Source organism: Noviherbaspirillum humi, assembly GCF_900188095.1.
Classification (GTDB): domain Bacteria; phylum Pseudomonadota; class Gammaproteobacteria; order Burkholderiales; family Burkholderiaceae_D; genus Noviherbaspirillum; species Noviherbaspirillum humi.
Genome location: NZ_FZOT01000010.1, coordinates 1 through 18600, shown reverse-complemented (window position 1 = coordinate 18600; position 18600 = coordinate 1). Strand labels below are relative to the sequence as shown.

Annotated in this window: 15 protein-coding genes; 14 read left to right on the top strand and 1 reads right to left on the bottom strand. The window is 63.0% G+C overall.

What is annotated here, in order from left to right; genetic code table 11:
• The first annotated feature begins 34 nt into the window (after positions 1-34).
• Positions 35-1954 (top strand): thiamine pyrophosphate-binding protein, encoded by a 1920-nt coding sequence (locus CHB88_RS14690; protein ID WP_245844984.1) that lies wholly within the window; start codon positions 35-37, stop codon positions 1952-1954.
• A 634-nt stretch (positions 1955-2588) separates the two neighbouring features.
• Here CHB88_RS14690 and CHB88_RS14685 read toward each other — a convergent pair.
• Positions 2589-2969 (bottom strand): c-type cytochrome, encoded by a 381-nt coding sequence (locus CHB88_RS14685; RefSeq protein ID WP_176442494.1) that lies wholly within the window; start codon positions 2967-2969, stop codon positions 2589-2591.
• 490 nt (positions 2970-3459) lie between these two features.
• Between CHB88_RS14685 and CHB88_RS14680 the strand changes: the two genes are divergently transcribed.
• The 13 genes from CHB88_RS14680 to CHB88_RS14620 all read left to right on the top strand — a co-directional run bounded on the left by CHB88_RS14680 (position 3460) and on the right by CHB88_RS14620 (position 18485).
• Positions 3460-4260: a HoxN/HupN/NixA family nickel/cobalt transporter gene (locus CHB88_RS14680; protein ID WP_089400089.1), complete on the top strand. Its 801-nt coding sequence runs from the start codon at positions 3460-3462 to the stop codon at positions 4258-4260.
• A gap of 89 nt (positions 4261-4349) precedes the next feature.
• Positions 4350-5186, top strand: a complete 837-nt coding sequence (locus CHB88_RS14675) for an IclR family transcriptional regulator (protein WP_176442493.1) — start codon at positions 4350-4352, stop codon at positions 5184-5186.
• Between the two features lie 59 nt (positions 5187-5245).
• Positions 5246-6259 carry a 2Fe-2S iron-sulfur cluster-binding protein gene (locus CHB88_RS14670; RefSeq protein WP_089400088.1) on the top strand — a complete coding sequence of 338 codons (1014 nt, stop codon included), beginning with the start codon at positions 5246-5248 and terminating at the stop codon, positions 6257-6259.
• A gap of 188 nt (positions 6260-6447) precedes the next feature.
• The gene (locus CHB88_RS14665) at positions 6448-8268 is read left to right on the top strand and encodes an ethanolamine ammonia-lyase reactivating factor EutA (protein ID WP_089400087.1); all 1821 of its coding nucleotides are present in this window, start codon (positions 6448-6450) and stop codon (positions 8266-8268) included.
• A gap of 72 nt (positions 8269-8340) precedes the next feature.
• Positions 8341-9033, top strand: coding sequence for a class II aldolase/adducin family protein (locus CHB88_RS14660; protein ID WP_089400086.1), 693 nt, complete (start codon positions 8341-8343; stop codon positions 9031-9033).
• 200 nt (positions 9034-9233) lie between these two features.
• Positions 9234-10979 (top strand): ABC transporter permease, encoded by a 1746-nt coding sequence (locus tag CHB88_RS14655; RefSeq protein WP_089400085.1) that lies wholly within the window; start codon positions 9234-9236, stop codon positions 10977-10979.
• Between the two features lie 31 nt (positions 10980-11010).
• Positions 11011-12132: an ABC transporter ATP-binding protein gene (locus CHB88_RS14650; RefSeq protein ID WP_089400084.1), complete on the top strand. Its 1122-nt coding sequence runs from the start codon at positions 11011-11013 to the stop codon at positions 12130-12132.
• Positions 12133-12187: 55 nt separating this feature from the next.
• On the top strand, positions 12188-12787 hold the full coding sequence (locus tag CHB88_RS14645) for a cupin domain-containing protein (protein WP_089400083.1): 600 nt from the start codon (positions 12188-12190) through the stop codon (positions 12785-12787).
• Between the two features lie 42 nt (positions 12788-12829).
• Positions 12830-13444 carry a cupin domain-containing protein gene (locus tag CHB88_RS14640; protein ID WP_089400082.1) on the top strand — a complete coding sequence of 205 codons (615 nt, stop codon included), beginning with the start codon at positions 12830-12832 and terminating at the stop codon, positions 13442-13444.
• A gap of 70 nt (positions 13445-13514) precedes the next feature.
• Positions 13515-14630 carry a cupin domain-containing protein gene (locus tag CHB88_RS14635; protein ID WP_089400081.1) on the top strand — a complete coding sequence of 372 codons (1116 nt, stop codon included), beginning with the start codon at positions 13515-13517 and terminating at the stop codon, positions 14628-14630.
• 200 nt (positions 14631-14830) lie between these two features.
• Positions 14831-16084, top strand: coding sequence for a porin (locus CHB88_RS14630; protein ID WP_089400080.1), 1254 nt, complete (start codon positions 14831-14833; stop codon positions 16082-16084).
• A gap of 163 nt (positions 16085-16247) precedes the next feature.
• Complete coding sequence (locus CHB88_RS14625; RefSeq protein ID WP_245844983.1) at positions 16248-17336, top strand: ABC transporter substrate-binding protein; 1089 nt, start codon at positions 16248-16250, stop codon at positions 17334-17336.
• A 66-nt stretch (positions 17337-17402) separates the two neighbouring features.
• A complete protein-coding gene (locus CHB88_RS14620) occupies positions 17403-18485 on the top strand; it encodes an ABC transporter substrate-binding protein (protein ID WP_217900177.1) in 1083 nt (360 codons plus the stop codon).
• Positions 18486-18600: the final 115 nt, after the last annotated feature.

The window sequence follows — 18600 nt, the reverse complement described above, 5'->3', positions numbered from 1 at the left end:
GCGATGAACGCACAAGAACAGACACGGAGACGACATGAGCGAGGAAAACGACAAGCCAGGCATCGGCATGGACCGGCGCAACTTTTTGAAGAGTGCCGCCATCACCGCCGGCGCGGCCACCGCTGGAGCAATGGCGACCGGCGCGGTGCAAGCGCAGGCCGCCGACGCCAAGCCCGGCGCCGCGCCGAAGAAAGCCGACCGGCCCTACGACGAAAAGCTGATCCCCCGCCCGGGCTCCGACTTCATGGTGGACGTGATCAAGAGCCTTAACATTTCCTACATCGCCGCCAATCCCGGCTCCAGTTTCCGCAGCCTGCATGAGTCGGTGGTGAATTACGGCGGCAACAGCAAGCCGGAGCTCATCACCTGCATGCATGAAGAGGCTTCGGTGGCGATCGCCCATGGCTACGCCAAGGCGGCCGGCAAGCCGATGGCCGTCATGCTGCATGGCACCGTCGGCCTGCAGCATGCGGCGATGGCCATCTACAACGCCTGGTGCGACCGGGTGCCGGTGATGATGTTCGCCGGGAACGGGCTGGACGCCGCCAAGCGCCGCCCCGGCACCGAGTGGTATCACTCCGTGCAGGATGCGGCGGCGATGGTGCGCGACTACGTGAAATGGGACGATCAGCCCATGTCGCTGCAGCATTTCGCCGAGTCGGCGGTGCGCGGCTACAAGATCGCCACCACCGCGCCGATGGAGCCGGTGCTGCTGATGGCCGACATGGATCTGCAGGAGAATCCGATCGAGCATGAGGCGGAACTGTCGATTCCGCCGCTGTCGCCCTCCATTCCCTCGCAGGCGGACAGCGCCGCGCTGGCCGAGGCGTCGCGGATGCTGGTGAGCGCCAGCTCGCCGCTGATCATCGTCGAACGCGGGGCGCGCGACCAAGAAGGCCTGCGCCGCCTGGTGGCCTTTGCTGAGGCGTTGAACGCGCCGGTAGTCGATCTCGGCGCGCGCATGAACTTCCCGACGACCCATTATCTGAACCAGACTGATCTGCGCGCCCAATTGACCCGTGCCGCCGATGTGATCCTGATGCTGGACGTGGCCGACCCTTGGGGGCAGCTCAATACCGTCACCGATCCCTTCCATGAGACCCGCCGCAATGCGCGCAAGGATGTGAAGGTCATCACCCTGTCCTTCAGCGACGTCTACCTGAAGTCCAACTATCAGGATTTCCAGCGCTTCCTGCCGGTGAACCTCGCCATCACCGGCGACGTGCAGGCCAGCCTGCCGGCCTTCACCGAGCAGGTGAGGCGCGCGGCGGACGGCTCCCTGCGCCAGGCGCTGTCGGCGCGCAGCGCTGACCTGCGCAAGGCCCATGAGGACATGCGCCGCCGTGCGCGCGACGCCGCCGCAATCGGCTGGAATCTGAGCCCGGTGAGCACCGCGCGGCTGGCGGCGGAAGTCTGGGAGGCGGTGCGCAATGAACCCTGGTCGCTGGTGGTGAGCGACCGCATCACCTGGGCGCGCCGCTTGTGGCCGGCGACCGAGTATCACCAGATGCTCGGCGGCTCCGGCGGGCAGGGCGTCGGCTACTCGCTGCCGGGCGCCATCGGCGCCGCCCTTGCCAATCGCGACAAGGGTCTTTTTTCGGTCACCTTCCAGCCGGACGGTGACCTGATGTACGGCCCGGGAGCGCTATGGACGGCGGCGCATCACAAGATTCCGCTGCTGTTCGTCATGCACAACAACCGCGGCTATTTCCAGGAAGTGATGCATCTGCAGCGCATGGCCTCCCTGCACAACCGCCGCACCGACCAGGCGTGGATAGGCAATGCGATCGACAATCCGGCGATCGACTACGCCAAGCTGGCGCAGGCGCATGGCGTGTGGGCGGAGGGACCGATCACCGATCCCGGCCAGCTCGGTCCCGCCCTTCGCCGCGCGGTGGAAGTGGTCAAGCGCGGCGCGCCGGCGCTGATCGACGTGGTGTGCCAGGCGCGCTGAGCCCATTGCGCTTGCAAGCGCAACCGTGGTGGAGGTTCAAGCATAAAGAAAGTGCCTCCCTTTCAAGGGGGGCACAGCGAGGGTTTCGCGAAGCACTGCTTCGCGCCTGCGGAGCCGGTCGGGCATGCAGGCCCGACCGTGGGGCACAGCGAGGGTTTCGCAGAGCACCGCTCTGCGCTCGCGCAGCCGAATGCGCTTGCAAGCGCATTCGTGGGTGAGGATGGGTTTCTACTGCGTTTGGAAGAACGTCCTTTGAATGCAGAAGAAACCCACCCCCACCCCAACCCTCCCCCTGAAGGGGAGGGGGCTTCTTTATGCTTGAACCTCACCCCACGGTCGGGCCTGCATGCCCGACCGGCTTCGCAGGCGCAACGCATGCGTTGCGAAACCCCTGCTTCGCCCCCTGCTACGCCTCGTGCTACGCTTCGTGCTACGTTCCATCTCCTTGAAGGAGAGAGCTTTCGTGCCGGTTCAATCACCCTGCGACTATCCGAACGGAACGCATGCGTGCCAAACACTGATCGTGTGAATCGAAATCCACATGATCAGTTTCCAGAGAAGCACATGACCAGTTTCCAGAGAAGCCAATGCGACCCGGAGGCATGACGTAATTCTGGATTTCGGGCACGCACCACTAGAACCGGTTCAGCAGCGGGATGTCCTTCGCCGCCGGGCCGCGTTCAATGCCGGCGATGTAGGCGTAGATGTCAGCCAGATCCTGCGCGCTCACGAACTGCTGCGGATAGCGCGGCATCACGCCGCGGGGCTGGCGCACCTGCATCTCGAATGCGGCATAGGGAAAGGGATTCGGCGCCAGCCGCGGGCCCGCGCCGCGCTCGCCGCCTTGGCCGGCGGTGCCATGGCAGCTGTAGCACTGGTTCTTCATGTAGAGATCGCGCCCCCGCTCCGGAGAACCGGAGGGAGGCTGGCCGCCATCGGCGCCGAACGCCGCGCCCGACGCGGCCGCCAGCAGGGCGGCCAGGAAGGCGCCAGCCAGCAAAGGCTTGCTCATCATTTCGTCTCCTCGTTGGTGTGATCTTCCATGCCGAGCAGCCCCATTGCCCGGCGGGCGGGAGGATTCGCTTCCCGCGCGGGCTGCCGATGCCGCTTTACAACTTTGGCAAAGTGTAGCACCATCATTTCGAATCAGACCGGCATTCCACATACAAGAACCGCCCCGCCTTCCGGTCACCGCCCGCCGCCACGTCGTTCCGACGCCGAAAGCCTTGCGTACGCCATCTCTCCTCTGCAATCGCTGGAATCCGGACCCTCTACCGCACACGCCGGAAGTTCCTCTATATCGAACGCCGTTTCATTTTCTGTTGCTCGCCGAGGAAATTGACCTTACAATGGGTTTACGTACCGGCAACGGTTCGAAGGGATTGATACAGATCCCGCCTCTGGAGCGCGTCATGAATGCAATCCCTGTTCGGGTGCGCGACACGCTTCATGCACGAACCGCCGCCAAGAACAGAGAAGACAAAAACCGAGACGGAGACAAGTTAATGGACGCAATGCCGCAAGACTGGCTGGGCTTGATGCTGGTGGTATTCATTCTCGGGCTGAAGCACGGAATGGACCCCGATCACCTCGCTACCATCGATGGAATGACACGCTTCAATGCCGACAAGCATCCGCGCCTGTCGCGCTGGTCCGGGTGCCTGTTCTCGCTCGGCCATGGCATCGTGGTGACGCTGGTCGCTGCCCTGGTCGCGCTGACGGCGCGCGAATGGTCGGCGCCAACCTGGCTGGAAGACTTCGGCGCCTGGATCTCCATCGTGTTTCTTACCCTGCTCGGCGTGGTCAACCTGCGCGAAGTGCTGCGATCGGCGCCGGACCAGGTGGTGCGCACCGTCGGCATCAAGGGCCGCTTCCTGCGCCGCTTTTCCGAAACCAGCCATCCGGTGGTCATCGCCTCCGTCGGCGCCGCCTTCGCCTTGTCCTTCGACACCGTCAGCCAGACGGCGCTGTTCGCCCTGACCGCATCCAGCCTCGCCGGCTGGCTGTTCTCCATCCTGCTCGGCCTGCTGTTCATGGTCGGCATGATGGTGACCGACGGCATCAACGGCCTGTGGGTGGCGCGCATGCTGCGCCAGACCGGCCGCCGTGCCCTGATCGCTTCCCGCGTCATGGGCTTGTCGATCGGCTTCCTCAGCCTCGCCATCGCCGGCCTCGGCATGGCGAAATACTTTGCGCCGGCTTTCTCCGTGATGCTGGAAGGCGCCGGCATGCTGCTGAGCGCAGGCCTCGTCGCCATCCTGCTGTCGAGCTTCGGCCTGGCGCTGCGTCTGTCGCGAACCGCATGATCCGGCCGCCTTTCATCATCCACATCCAGACGATCGTAGCCGCCTCGTAAGGTAAACTCGCGTTCTTTATAGAGGAATAGGGGGCCGAAATGGCAAAAACCGCATCCGCAGCCAAACCCAAAGTGCGCCTGTCGTCGGTGGCGAACGCCATGCGCCTGCTGAAGAGCTTCAGCGACGACAACTACGAAATCGGCATCAGCGAACTGGCCAAGCAGCTGCGCCTGGCCAAGAGCACGGCGCACCGCCTCGCCAGCACCCTGGTGGAAGCCGGCATGCTGGAACAGAACGCCGAGACCGGCAAATACAAGCTCGGCCTGGTGGTATTCGAGCTCGGTTCCCTGGTCCGGCGCAAGATGGACTTCTCCAATGAAGCCAAGCCGGTGCTGATGCACCTGCGCGAAAAAACCGGGGAAACGGTGCACCTCGCCATCCTGGAAAGCGCGAGCATCATCTATACCAACACCCTCGAGAGCAAGCAGTCCATCCGCATGACTTCCGACGTCGGCCTGCGCCGCTCCGCCTTCGCTTCGGCGGAAGGCATGGTGCTGCTCGCTTTCCAGAGCAAGCAGGAAATCGAGCTGCTGCTCAAGAGCCGCGACCCGAGCGTTCCGAAAGAGGTCGCCGCCAATACCGCAGCGCTTGCCAAGGAATTCGCCACCATACGCAACCGCGGCTATTCGATCGACGACGAAGAGAGCGAACCCGGCCTGTGCAGCATCGCCGCCCCGATCCGCGACTACACCGGCAACGTCGTCGCCGCTGTCAGCATCGCCGGTCCGGCTCAGCGCCTGAACAAGAAGACGCTGCAGGCCTTCGCCCAGGACGTGGTCGAGGCCGCCGAGGCCATTTCCTCGCGCCTCGGCTTTCGCCATATCCGACCGATCCGCCTGGAACAGAAGGCGGCGGCGGTGGCGGAATTTTTCTAGCGCGCCAGCCGTCGAAACCCATCACGACCCCAGCAACCCGAATCGCACCGAGCCACGCCATGTTCAAGATCGAGATCGCCGACAACCCGAACAGCTACGAATGCCCGTCCGACGACACGCTCACCCGTGCCGGCCTGCGCGCGGGCCTCGGCTTGTCCTATGAATGCAACGTCGGCTCCTGCGGCAGCTGCAAGGTGGAACTGCTTTCCGGCACGGTGGAATCCAACTGGCCGGAGGCGCCGGCGCTGAGCGATCGCGACCGCGCCAAGAACCGCATCCTGGGCTGCCAGTCGCGTCCGACCAGCGATTGCCGCATCAAGGCGCGGGTGCTGGACCAGTACCAGCCGCCGCGCCGGCCGCAGAAATTCAGTGCCACGCTGATGCGCAGCCTTCAGCTCACGCCCGACATGCGCGAGTTCCAGTTCGCGCTGCAGGCGCCAGTCGATTTCCTTCCGGGCCAGTATGCGCTGCTGTATTTCCCGGGCGTGGACGGCGGACGGGCGTATTCGATGTCCAACATTCCGCGTGCCGACGGCCAGTGGCATTTCCAGATCAAGCGCGTGCCGGGCGGCGCCGGCACCGAGGCGCTGTTCGAGAAGCTGAGCGAAGGCGACACGATCGCGATCGACGGCCCGTATGGCCAGGCATACCTGCGCACCGACAGCCCGCGCGACATCGTCTGCATCGGCGGCGGCTCTGGCCTGGCGCCGGTGATTTCGATTGCCCGCGGCATGGCGGCCACGCCCGCCTTGGCCGGCCGCAAGCTGCATTTCTTCTACGGCGGCCGCCGTCCGGAGGACATCTGCGGCGAAGACATGCTGCGCGAACTGCCCGGCTACGGCGAACGCATCTTCTATCACCCGATCATCTCCATGCCGGAGCGGGAAGACCCCGCCTACTGGGCGGGCAAGGTCGGCTTCGTGCACGACCTGGCGCTGGAAACCATCGGCAAGGCGCTGGCGGAGCATGAAATCTATTTCGCCGGCCCGCCGGCGATGGCCACGGCGGTGCAGCGCATGCTGATCCAGGAAAAGGTGCCGCAGGCCCAGGTGCATTACGACGCGTTCTACTGAGCGGCCCGAACGCCGAACGAAGAACGGATGGGCGAACCGGAATTCGATCGCCTGCAGGAGACAAGAGATAAGCCGCGCATGACGCGGCCGGAGGAGAGCGAAGTGTGATCAGGCCGCGCAGCGCGAGCGCGCCGGCCCGGCTCTCCGCCGAGAAATGCAAACGGCAACACACTTTGAGCGAGCAAGCCATGTCAGACAACGAGCAGTCGAAGGCCCGCAAGGGACACAGCATCTACGATCACCAGTACGGCGAGAACTTCAACCATGTGCACGAGGAAGGCGAGGATGCCGACCACGATCACGACCATGATGATTTCGAGCCAAGCGGGCCGCTGGAGGAAAACGCGATCTGGCTGCAGGACAATGTGCAGCTGACCAGCGTCGGCATCGACATCGGCTCCTCCGGCACGCAGATCGTCTTTTCCCGCGTGAAGCTGCGCCGCCACGGCGAGGACCTCTCCAGCCGCTATTTCGTCATCGGCCGCGAAACGCTGTACCAGTCGCCGGTCTCGCTCACGCCCTATCAAAGCGAGACGCGCATCGACGAGCGTTCGCTCGGCGCCATCATCGACAATGCCTATGCCGCCGCCGGCCTGCATCCGGACAACATCGATACCGGCGCCGTCATCCTGACCGGCGAGGCGCTGCGGCGAGAAAACGCGCAGGCCATTGCCGGCGTCATCGCCGACCAGGGCGGCGAATTCGTCTGCGCCACCGCCGGCCATCACATGGAATCCATGCTGGCCGCCTACGGCTCCGGCGCTGCCCGCGCCTCCCACGACAGCAAGAAGCGCATCCTCAACATCGACATCGGCGGCGGCACCACCAAGCTGGCCATCCTGGAGGGCGGCAAGGTCAAGGCCACCGCCGCCGTCCATCTCGGCGGGCGCCTGCTGGTGGTGGACCAGGATTCGATCATCACCCGGCTCGACCCGGCCGGACGCTATCTCGCGCAGCAGGCCGGCTTCGATTGGCAGGTCGGCAGCCGCGCCACCCAGCAGGAACTGCGCACCGTCGCCGCCTGGATGGCCCAGGCGCTGGTGCAGGTGATCAGCGGCGCAGCCCTGCCCAAGGAAGTGGAAGCCCTCTACCTCACCGACCTTCTGCCGCAGTTCGGCGCCATCGACGGCGTCATGTTCTCCGGCGGCGTGGGCGAATACGTCTACGAACGGGAAGACCGCAACTTCGGCGACATGGGCCTGCATTTCGGCGGCGCCATCCGGGCATTGATCCGCGACGGCGCCTTCCCGCTGGCAGTGCTGCCGGCCGGCGAGTGCATCCGCGCCACTGCGCTCGGCGCTTCCGAGTATTCAGTGCAGCTGTCCGGCAATACGGTCTACATCTCCAGCCCGGCGGACCTGCTGCCGCGGCGTAACCTGCAGGTGCTGCAGCCGGCCTGCGAACTGGGCGAGGAGGTCGATGCCGATGCGGTGGCGGCCGCCATCCGCAAGCATTTCACCGCCTTCGACCTGGTGGAGGGCGAAGCCGACGTCGCGATCGCCTTCCGCTGGCAGGGCCGTCCGTCCTATCAGCGCATTTCGGCGTTCGGCAACGGCATCGCCAAGGGCCTGGCCAATTCCATCGCCAAGGGAAAGCCGCTCTATATCATTCTCGACGGCGACCTGGCGCAATCGCTCGGCGCGTACATGCGGGAAGAGCTGGAAATCAAGAGCGAGCTGATGGTGATCGACGGCGTGACCCTGCTGGATTTCGACTACATCGACCTCGGCCGCATCCGCATTCCGTCGCTGACCGTGCCGGTAACGGTGAAGTCGCTGGTGTTCAGCGAAGACCCGCGCACGCCGCAGAGCAGCGATCCCACCGCGATGCATTACAAGGCGGTGAAGCATGGACATTCCCACGGCCATGGGCATCACCATCACCACCATGGCCACCACCACCATCATCACGGCCACGATCACGGCCATGATCACGGCCATGATCACGGCCATGAGCATGGTGATGACCATGTCCATGCCGACGATGCGGTGACCGGCGGCAAATCGTAGACGGACAACCATGCACTAGCGCCGGACAATAACAACACCAGCCGGCGTTCAATTCAGAAAAGAGGAGACGACATGCAAGAGGCAGCAAGCCTGAAGCAGGATCTGGTCGATGCCATCCTGATGATGGAGCGGGCGCAGATCATCGACTTCAACGGACATTTCAGCGCCCGCATTCCCGGCACCCAGCACATGCTGATCAATTCCGGCGCCTCGGTGCGCAGCGCCCTGACGACCAAGGATATCGTCGTCATCGACTTCGACGGCAATCTGGTCGAAGGCGATACGCCGCCGCCGATGGAGTTTCACATCCATGCGGCCATCTACCGGCGCCGCCCGGATGTCAATGCCGTTGCCCACACCCATCCGCTCTGGTCGACGCTGCTCAGCATGGTCGGCAAGCCGTTGCTGCCCGTCATCATGCAGGCCGCGGTGCTGGGTGACATCCGCCAGTTTCCGAAAACCGCCTCCATCAACAACCGCCAGCTCGGCGACGAACTGGCCGAATGCCTCGGCGATGGGCGGGCGGTGATGCTCAAGTCGCACGGCGCCGTGGTGGCTTCGACCGGCATCACCGAAACCTTCGTGCTCGGCGTGTACCTGGAGGAAACGGCGCAGCGCCAGTACATGGCAAGCCAGATCGGGGAGCCCATGGTGCTGTCGCCGGAGCAGGTAGAGAAGATCGCCGGCAACCTGTGGAAGCCCAACCTGCTGAAGAAGGTATGGGATTACCACCATGCGAAGCTGAAGGCGGCCTTGCCCGGCTGAAAGCGGAAGTTATTTCCATAACAGGCTCATTTTTTATTGACACGGGGTGAGCCCATAGGTACATTCATCCGTGTTTCTATGTAGACCATCGTTCCATATAAGAGAACGAAAAAGCCGGCCCGAAGAGTGGCGGAAAAAGCGTACAACGCAAGAGATGCAGCCGGTTTCAGTACCGGCAGCGAAACAAGGAGACATACAAGATGGAAGCAGTAAGCCAGCTGGAAACCCAACCGGTCGTCGCGCGCAGCGGCTGGCGGCGGTTGGACTTCAAATGGGTGGTCATCGGCCTGAGCGTTGCCGTCGTTGCCTATCTCGCCCTGATGCCCCTGATCTTCCTCCTCTGGCAGAGCTTCTTCACGCCGGAAACGGCGGGCAAGGCATCCACTTTCACGCTGGAAAACTACGTCGAAGCCTACTCCAGCCTGGAGACGGTGAAGCTATTCTTCACCTCGGTACGCTTCGCCGTCGGCACCTCCATCTTCGCCTTCCTCGTTGGCACGCTGCTGGCCTGGATGAACGAACGCACCAACACCCCGCTTAAATCGCTGTTCTTCGCGCTTTCCATCATTCCGCTGATCATCCCGGGCATCCTGTTCACGGTATCGTGGATCCTGCTGGCCAGCCCGAAGATCGGCATCCTGAACATGGTGCTGCAGAAGTGGTTCAGCACCGACTACGTGTTCTTCGACATTTATTCGATGTGGGGCATGATCTGGGTCGACGGCCTGCATTACTCCTCCATGGCCTTCCTGATCATGACCGCCGCCTTCCGTTCCATGGACCCGTCGCTGGAAGAGTCCGCCATGATGAGCGGCGCCTCGGTGCGGCAGATCGTCTGGCACATCACCCTGAAGCTGACCTGGCCGGCGATCTTCGCCACGCTGCTGATCCTGTTCGTGCGCGCCATCGAATCCTTCGAAGTGCCGGCGCTGCTCGGACTGCCGGTCGGCATCCAGGTCTTCACTTCCTCGATCTACCAGGCCATCCACCAGTATCCGAGCAAGGTCGGCCTCGCATCGTCCTACGCCGTCACGCTGCTGATCATCACCACCGTCGGCGTCTACCTGCAATCCCGGCTTTCCGGCAAGGGCAGCAAGTACTCCACCATGACCGGCAAGGGCTTCCGTCCACGCGTCATGGACTTGGGTAAGTGGCGCTACCTGACCGCCGGCGTCTTCATCCTGTACTTTTCGCTGATCGTGGTGCTGCCCTTCCTGGTGCTGCTCTGGTCTTCGCTGCAGAAGTTCTACAGCGTGCCGTCCTGGGCGGCGGTGCAGAACCTGACCCTGGAAGCCTACAAGTTCGTCCTGACCTACCCGACCCTGACCAACGCGGTCTGGAACAGCACCCTGCTTGCCCTGGGCAGCGCCACCATCGTCATGCTGCTCACCTCGGTGATCTGCTGGATCGTGGTCAAGACCAAGATTCCCGGCCGCTGGGTGCTGGACAACCTGGCTTCGCTGCCCATGGTCTTCCCCGGCCTGGTCCTCGGCCTGGCGATCATGGTGTTCTACCTGAACGTGGACGTCGGCATCTACGGCACCATCTGGATTCTCTTCATCGCCTACGTCACCCGCTTCCTGCCCTACGGCCTGCGTTACAACACGACCACGATGATGCAGATCCACAAGGAGCTGGAAGAATCAGCCTCCATGAGCGGCGCATCCTGGGGCCAGGTGTTCTGGCGCATCATCCTGCCGCTGCTGAAGCCGGGCCTGCTGGCGGGATGGATCTACGTCGTCATCGTGTCCATCCGCGAGCTGTCCACATCCATCCTGCTGTACAGCCCGGGCACCGAGGTGGCTTCCGTGCTGATCTGGGAACTGTGGGAGAACGGTCAGTACGTCGAACTCTCTGCGCTCGGCGTCATGCTGATCATCTCGCTGTTCTGCCTGGTGATGGTGGCCCAGATGCTGGGCAAGCGCTTCGGCGTCAAGGAAAGCTGACAAGAACCCAAAAAAGATTGAAGGAGACCCCATGCTAAGCGTCAAAGCACTGTTCACCGAGTACCCGAACGACCAGGGCCAGATCGTCAAGGCGGCGCAGAACGTCACGTTCGACGTCCCGGAAGGCAAGCTGTTCACCCTGCTCGGCCCCTCCGGCTGCGGCAAGACGACCACCCTGCGCTCCATCGCCGGCCTGGAAAAGCCGAAGTCCGGCGAGATCACCGTCGCCGGCCGCACCGTCTATTCCTCCGCCGGCAACGTTTTCGTTCAGCCCAACCAGCGCGCCTTCGGCATGGTGTTCCAGTCGTACGCCATCTGGCCGCACATGAACGTATTCAAGAACGCCGCCTTCCCGCTGGAAGTCGGCAGCAAGAAGTACAGCAAGAAGGATATCGAGCAGCGCGTCATGCGGGTGCTGGCGGCGGTGGGTCTGGACCATCTCGCCGACCGCGAGGCGACCAAGCTCTCCGGCGGCCAGCAGCAGCGCCTCGCTTTGGCGCGCGCCCTGGTGATGGAGCCGAAGCTGCTGCTGCTCGACGAACCGCTCTCCAACCTCGATGCCAAGCTGCGCGAGCGCATGCGCTTCGAACTCAAGCGCATGCAGCGGGAGCTCGGCCTGACCACCATCTACGTCACCCACGACCAAAGCGAGGCGCTGGCGCTGTCGCACGAGATCGCGGTGATGCGCGAAGGCCAGATCATCCAGATCGGCTCGCCGCGCGACATCTACGAACGCCCGAACAGCAAGTTCGTCGCCGACTTCGTCGGCCTCACCAACTTCGTCGAGGCCACCGTGCTCGCCCCGGAAAACAATGAAGGCGGCTACCGCGTCGAATCCAGCCTCGGCCAGCTCAGCGTGGTCTCGCTGGAAGCGCTGCGTCCGGGCGAGCAGGTGCTGATTTCCATCCGCCCGGAAGATGTCGAATTGTGCGAGAACCGCCCGGATGGCACCAACGTCATCCACGGCACGGTGGACTTCAAGGTGTTCCTCGGCGAATACCTCGACTTCCAGGTCAAGTTCGGCGACCGTTCGCTGCTGGCGCGTGTGCACCCCTCGCTGAAGACGCCGGTCGGCGAAGGCATCTATGCCTGCCTGAACCCGGAGAAGTGCATCGCGATCCGCGACGACGTCGCGTTGAAGAAGGCAGCCTGAGAAAGGCGCGGCCGCGCCTGCCATGGCGCGGTCGAAGAATGACTGGAGACGAGCAATGACGAGCGAAAGCAAGGCCAACGGCGCCCCGGCGCCCAAGGAAAACTATCACAGCAAGAAGGACAGGGTGTTCCTGCGCGCCATCGCCGGTCCCTACAACCTGAAGGACGAACTCACCCGGCTGCGCGCCATGCCGCGGGTGCGCAAGGGCAAGGAACTGAAGTTCGTCGACGGCCCGCAAGCCTATAGCCGTCATTACGTGGAGCCGAAGGATGGCATCAGCCAGGGCTTCCACATTCACCTGGAAGAATATGGTCCCGGCGGCAAGTCGCAGAAGCACGGCCATGTCAACGAGGCGGCGTTCTACATCCTGGACGGCACCGGCTACGAGATCCACGACGGCATCCGCTACGACTGGAAGGCAGGCGACGTGGCCATCGTGCACAACAACTGCGTGCACCAGCACTTCAACGCCGATCCGGTCAAGCCGGCGCGCGCGCTCGTGATCAAGACCAAGCCGATGTACATGTTCATGAACATGCTGTTCCAGCAGCAGGTTGAGGCGCGTTCCGACGTGCCGGCGCCGGGCGGCGAAGGTTTCGAGGCGAGGGAGTACGAGGATAACTACAACTATGGGGATTACTCCGCCAAGGAGTGAAGCCCGACGCAATGGCCAGCAGGGAATTGGAAAGGAAGACAGATGGCATGGAGTGAATCGAAGGCCTGGCTCAAGGGCAAGCTGAACCAGGAGCTGTATGAGGGACTGCTGCAGGATGCGGCGGAAGCGCCGGCGCGCAACGCCAAGCGCAAGAAGGTAGTGACGCCGGAAGAGATGCCGTGGGAGATGTCGCGCCAGGGCATCCTCAAGCACCTGCTCAATGAAAAGATGAACACCCGCATGGAGTCGGTGGACGCCTACATGCAGATCATCCCGCCGGGCAGCCGCTCGGGCAAGCACCGTCACTTGGCGGAAGAATGCGTGTACGTGCTGGAAGGGCGGGGCTATGACCTGCACCAGGACTGCGACGTGGAGATCACCGACACCTACCACTGGAAGGCGCAGGACGAGGTCAAGCGCTTCGAGTGGGAGGCGGGGGATGTGATCTACATTCCGCCCAACACGATTCACCAGCACTTCAACGCCGATCCGGAGCGGCCGGTGCGGCTGATCTCGGCGATCAACCGCATCTACGAGAAGTTCGGGCTGAACGATCTGGAGCAGATCGAGGATGCGCCGGAGTACCAGCCGGGATTGATCCTCACCCCCGAGCTGATCCAGCAGTACCTCACCAGGAAAGCCGTGGAAACGGTTTGACGCAAGGGAGTTGTAGCCGATCCACACCAGGCGCGGCACAAAACTATTTCGATAAACGCCGGAGCATGACATGACCAAGAACGCTATCGTTTCAGAAGACCTCGCGAAGAAATTCGCTACCGAGAAGGAATCGCCTTACACCCGCTGGGTGGCCGCCGAAGGACTCGACATCATCAGCGCCCACTACGTGCCCAGCCTGCAAACCGTGGACCTGAAGCCTTGGGCCCGCCGCGGCGGCAAGGGCGTTTTCATCAACCATGAAGCCTCGCGCACGTCGAATGACTGCTATGTCTGCGAGATCCCGCCCGGCAAGCAGCTCGAGCCGCAGCGCCAGCTGTTCGAGGAAATGATCTATGTCCTCGCCGGCCGCGGTTCCACCACCGTCTGGAACGATGCCGGCAAGCGCGTCACCTTCGAATGGCAGGCCGGTTCCCTGTTCGCCATTCCGCTCAACGCCCATTGCCAGCACTTCAATGCTTCCGGCAAGGATGCGGCCCGCTTCGTCGCCGTCACCAACGGCCCGTCGGTGATCAACCTGTATGAAGATGTCAACTTCATCTTCAATACCCAGTACGACTTCAAGAACCGCTTCTCCGGCGAGCCGGACTACTTCGACAACAAGGGCGAGCAGAAGGGCCTGCTGCTGGAAACGAACTTCGTCGCCGATGCGGTCAACCTGCCGCTGATCGCCGCCAAGGAGCGCGGCGCAGGCGGCGGACACATCCGCTTCAACATGGCCAAGGGCTCGATGAACAGCCACATCTCGCAGTTCCCGGTCGGTACCTACAAGAAGGCGCACTGCCATGGCCCGGGCGCCCACGTCATCATTCTGTCGGGCGAAGGCTACAGCCTGATGTGGCCGGAAGGCGAAGAGCCGCGCCGCTACGAGTGGGAAGTAGGTTCCATGATCGTGCCGCCGAACATGTGGTTCCACCAGCATTTCAACACCGGCACCACGCCGGCGCGTTATCTCGCGTTCAAGCATGAGGTGGTCTCGATCCGCAATGCCCAGGGCGTGCCCAAGGCCTGGATCAGCAAGCGCCTCGGCGGCGACCAGATCGACTACGCCGACGAAAGCCCGGTGGTGCGTTCCCTGTTCGCCGACGCGCTCGCCAAGCACAACCTGGAGTCGCGCATGAGCGACGCCTATCAGGCGGAACTGGCGGACTTGCCGCCAAAGGTGTAATAATCGAAGCGGCCGTCGCCGTGGCTTTCATGAAGCAAGCGCAGCATTCGTAACAAGAGGGGAACACGCGGGGCATTGCGTCCATAAGCAAGCGGACCATTGTCCCGCATGGAGGAACACGGCGCCGTCAACATAGCATCCGAAACTTGTCGCTTTGTAAAAGAGCAGTAAAAAACTACTTAGAGGAGAGGAGTGCAAGTATGAAGAGAAACAACACGATACTCGCCGCAGCCGTCGCGGCGGCCTTGGGCCTGCCGATGCTGGCGCAGGCGCAGACCAGCGTGCAGGTCTACGGTCGGCTTTACCCGCAGATCAACAACTACGACATCACCGGCGCCACCGCGCGCGGCACCGCCGGCATCAGCACGCTGTCCGGGGGCGCTACCGGCCCGGCCGCCACCACCCCGGCGGACGTCAAGGGCACCGGCATGGAATCGCCGAATGCCCGCCTCGGCTTCCGCGGCACCGAAGACCTCGGCGCCGGCCTGAAAGCGCTGTTCCAGCTGGAGATGGGATTCGATGTCTCGAATGGCCAGCTCGGAACCGCAAACACCCTTTTTTCGCGTGACACTTTCGTCGGCCTCGGCGGCGATTTCGGCACTGTGAAACTGGGTAACATGGATACCGTCTACAAGAACCTGGGCGATACGCTCAGCTTCTTCGGCGTTTCCAGCGGCAACTTCATTTCGACCAGCAATATCCTGTCCAAGCCCAGCATCGGCGGCACCAGCAGCCGATCCAGCTTCCACCTGCGCCGCGCCAACAGCATCATTTATGAAACCCCGAGCATCGGCGGCTTCCAGGCGGCATTCGACTACTCGCTGGGCGAAACCCCGGGTGACTTCTTCGACAACTCCGTCATCTCCGGCGGCGTCAAGTACGAGAACGGTCCGATCTACGCCGCCATCGCGCACGAGCGCCATCGCAACCTGTTCGGCGGCTCCAACAACGTCGCCACCGCGCTGCGCAATTTCACCGCCACGGCCGGCAGCACCACCCCGCTGCCCGGCGTGCGCTCCGTGGACACCGGCACCCGCCTGACTGGCCAATACCGCATCGGCAACGATCTGCGCGTGGAAGCCAACATTGCACGCCTCGAGTACGACGAGACGGGCGGCGCAGCAGGACGCTTCTCCAACTACAAGACGACCACCTGGTCGATCGGCGCGGAACAGCGGATTGCAGCCTTCACCCTGGCGGCGTCCTACGGCAAGCAGACTGACGGTTCCTGCGCTCTGGTGGGCGGGGCGGCCTGCAGCACATCGGGCCTGAACGCGAGCCAGCTGAACCTTGGCGTCGCCTATAACCTGTCCAAGCGCACCGCGCTGTACGCGCTCGCCAGCAAGTACTGGAACGGCAATTCTTCCCGCGCTTCCAACGTGGTAGACGCACCGCGCCTGGAGTATGGTCAGGACATCCGCCAGCTCGCGCTCGGCATCGTTCACAACTTCTGACCAGTGAACACGCGGCGTCCGGCCCGATCCTCCGGATGCTGCGTTGCTGTACCCGCCTGGCGGCTTACAGAGGAGCCGCCAGGCGGATTTTTTCAGATGAACATCACAAGAGGCGCCGACAGGCGTCCGACGCCGGCTTAGCCAAAGCCGCAAGGAGACTGCAGTGAAAAGCATTGCCCTATCCGCATGGCATTGCGCGCTAGCGGCCTGCGCCATCGGCTTCATTGCCGTGTCGGGCAACGCCGCTGCTCAGGCCAGGAATCCGCCCGCATCCATCTATACCTATCAAGGCGAAGATCGCGAACAGCGCCTGCTGGATGGCGCGCGCAAGGAAGGTACGGTCGCCGTTTACACCTCGCTCAATGTCAAGGATTCCGCTCCCATCGTCGAAGCCTTCGAGAAGAAGTACGCTGCGCAAAAGATCAAGGTAACGCTGTGGCGCGCTAGCGGCGAGAAGGTGGTGCAGCGCGCCCTGACCGAAGCCCGTGCCGGCCGCTTCACGCCGGATGTCTTCGAAAGCGACGGCATCGAAATGGAAATCCTGGCGCGCGAAAAGCTGATGCAGGAATTCTACAGCCCAGCCTTCAAAACCCTCCCGCCGCAAGCCTTCCCGGCGCACAGGCAATATGTGGCGGACCGTTTCAATTTTTTCACCATCGCTTACAACACCAAGCTGGTGAAGCCGGAAGACGTACCCAATAACTACCAGGACCTGCTCGACCCGAAGTGGGCCGGCAAGATCGCCCTCGAAGCCGGCGATGCCGACTGGTTCATGGCGCTCGCCAAGAGCATGGGCGAAAAGGAAGGCATGGCGTATTTTCGCAAGCTCGCCGACATGAAGCCGCAGATCCGCACCGGCCACACGCTGGTGTCGGAGCTGGTGGCCGCGGGCGAGATCCCGCTGGCCGCCGCGGTTTATAACCACGCGGTCGAGCGGCTGGCGAAGAATGGCGCCCCGATCAAGTGGAAGGCCCTGGCGCCGACCATGGGAAGGCCCGGCGCCGTCGGCGTCGCGAGGCATGCGCCGCATCCGCATGCGGCCTTGCTGTTCGCCGATTTTCTGCTATCGCCGGAAGGACAGGAGTTGATCAAGCAGCGCAACCGGGTACCGGCCTCCACCCAGGTGGAAAGCCCCCTCAACCAGTTCAAGTACGAGACCATCAACCCGGCGCAGGTGCTGGACGAGGCCGACAAGTGGGAAACACTCTGGAACAACCTGTTCCTCAAGAACGCCGGCGCCTCCAAGCAATAACCCAACGGGCGGCATCGAACCGACCCGGATGACACTGTAGTTCATGAAAAAGAAAGAGACCTTACCATGCTAGACCGAATCGTAAAGACCTTCTCCAGCAAGGCAGTGCTCGCCTTCGGCGGCCTCGCCACCGGCGCGGCGCTGATGCTCGGCGCATCCAGCGCTTTCGCCCAGGCCAAGGGCGTCGTGGAAGCCGCCAACATGCAGGGACCGGACCGCCAGCAGAAGCTGGTGGCCGCCGCCAAGAAGGAAGGCGAGCTGATGATCTATACCTCGGCGCCGGTGGATGACATGACGGTGCTCACCAACGCCTTCGAGCAGAAGTACGGCATCAAGGCCAAGATCTGGCGCGCCGGTTCGGAGAAGGTCTTGCAGCGGGCGGTGATGGAAGCCAAGGGCCGCCGCTACGACGCCGACATCGTCGAGACCAACGGCCCGGAACTGGAAGCGCTGCATCGGGAAAAGCTGTTCCAGGAAGTGAAGTCGCCTTACCTGGCCGACCTGATTCCGCAGGCCATCCTGCCCCACAAGGAGTGGATCGCCACCCGGCTCAACATCTTCTCGCTGGCCTACAACACCAACAAGGTGAAGAAGGAAGATGTGCCCAAGACTTACCAGGACCTGCTCGACCCGAAGTGGAAGGGCCGGCTCGGCATCGAGGCAGAGGATGCGGACTGGTTCGCCGGCACCATCATGGAAATGGGCGAGCAGAAAGGCCTGAAGCTGTTCCGTGACATCGTCGCCACCAACGGCCTGTCGGTTCGCAAGGGCCACACCCTGCTGGCCAACCTGGTGGCGTCCGGCGAAGTGCCGCTGGCGCTGACCACCTACAACTACAAGGTGGAGCAGTTGAAGAACAAGGGCGCGCCCGTGGACTGGGCGGTGATTCCGCCGGCCATGGCGCGGCCCAACGGCATCGGCATGATGAAGAATTCCCAGCATCCCAACGCCGCCGTGCTGTTCATCGATTTCGTGCTCTCCGACGGCCAGGAGATCCTGCTCAAGCGCGATTTCGTCCCGACGAGCAAGAAGGTCGACACCAAGCTCAACAAGATTCCGCTGAAGTTCATCGACCCGAAAGTCATCCTCGACGAGAACGAGAAGTGGACCAAGCTGTACGAAGAGATCATCACCAGGCAATCGAAATAACGCCGCATCCGCAACGAGGAAGACACCATGGGTAAAGAGTCGCACTACAACAGCAAGAAGGACCGCGTGTTCCTGCGCGCCATCGCCGGCCCCTACAACCTGAAGGCCGAGCTCG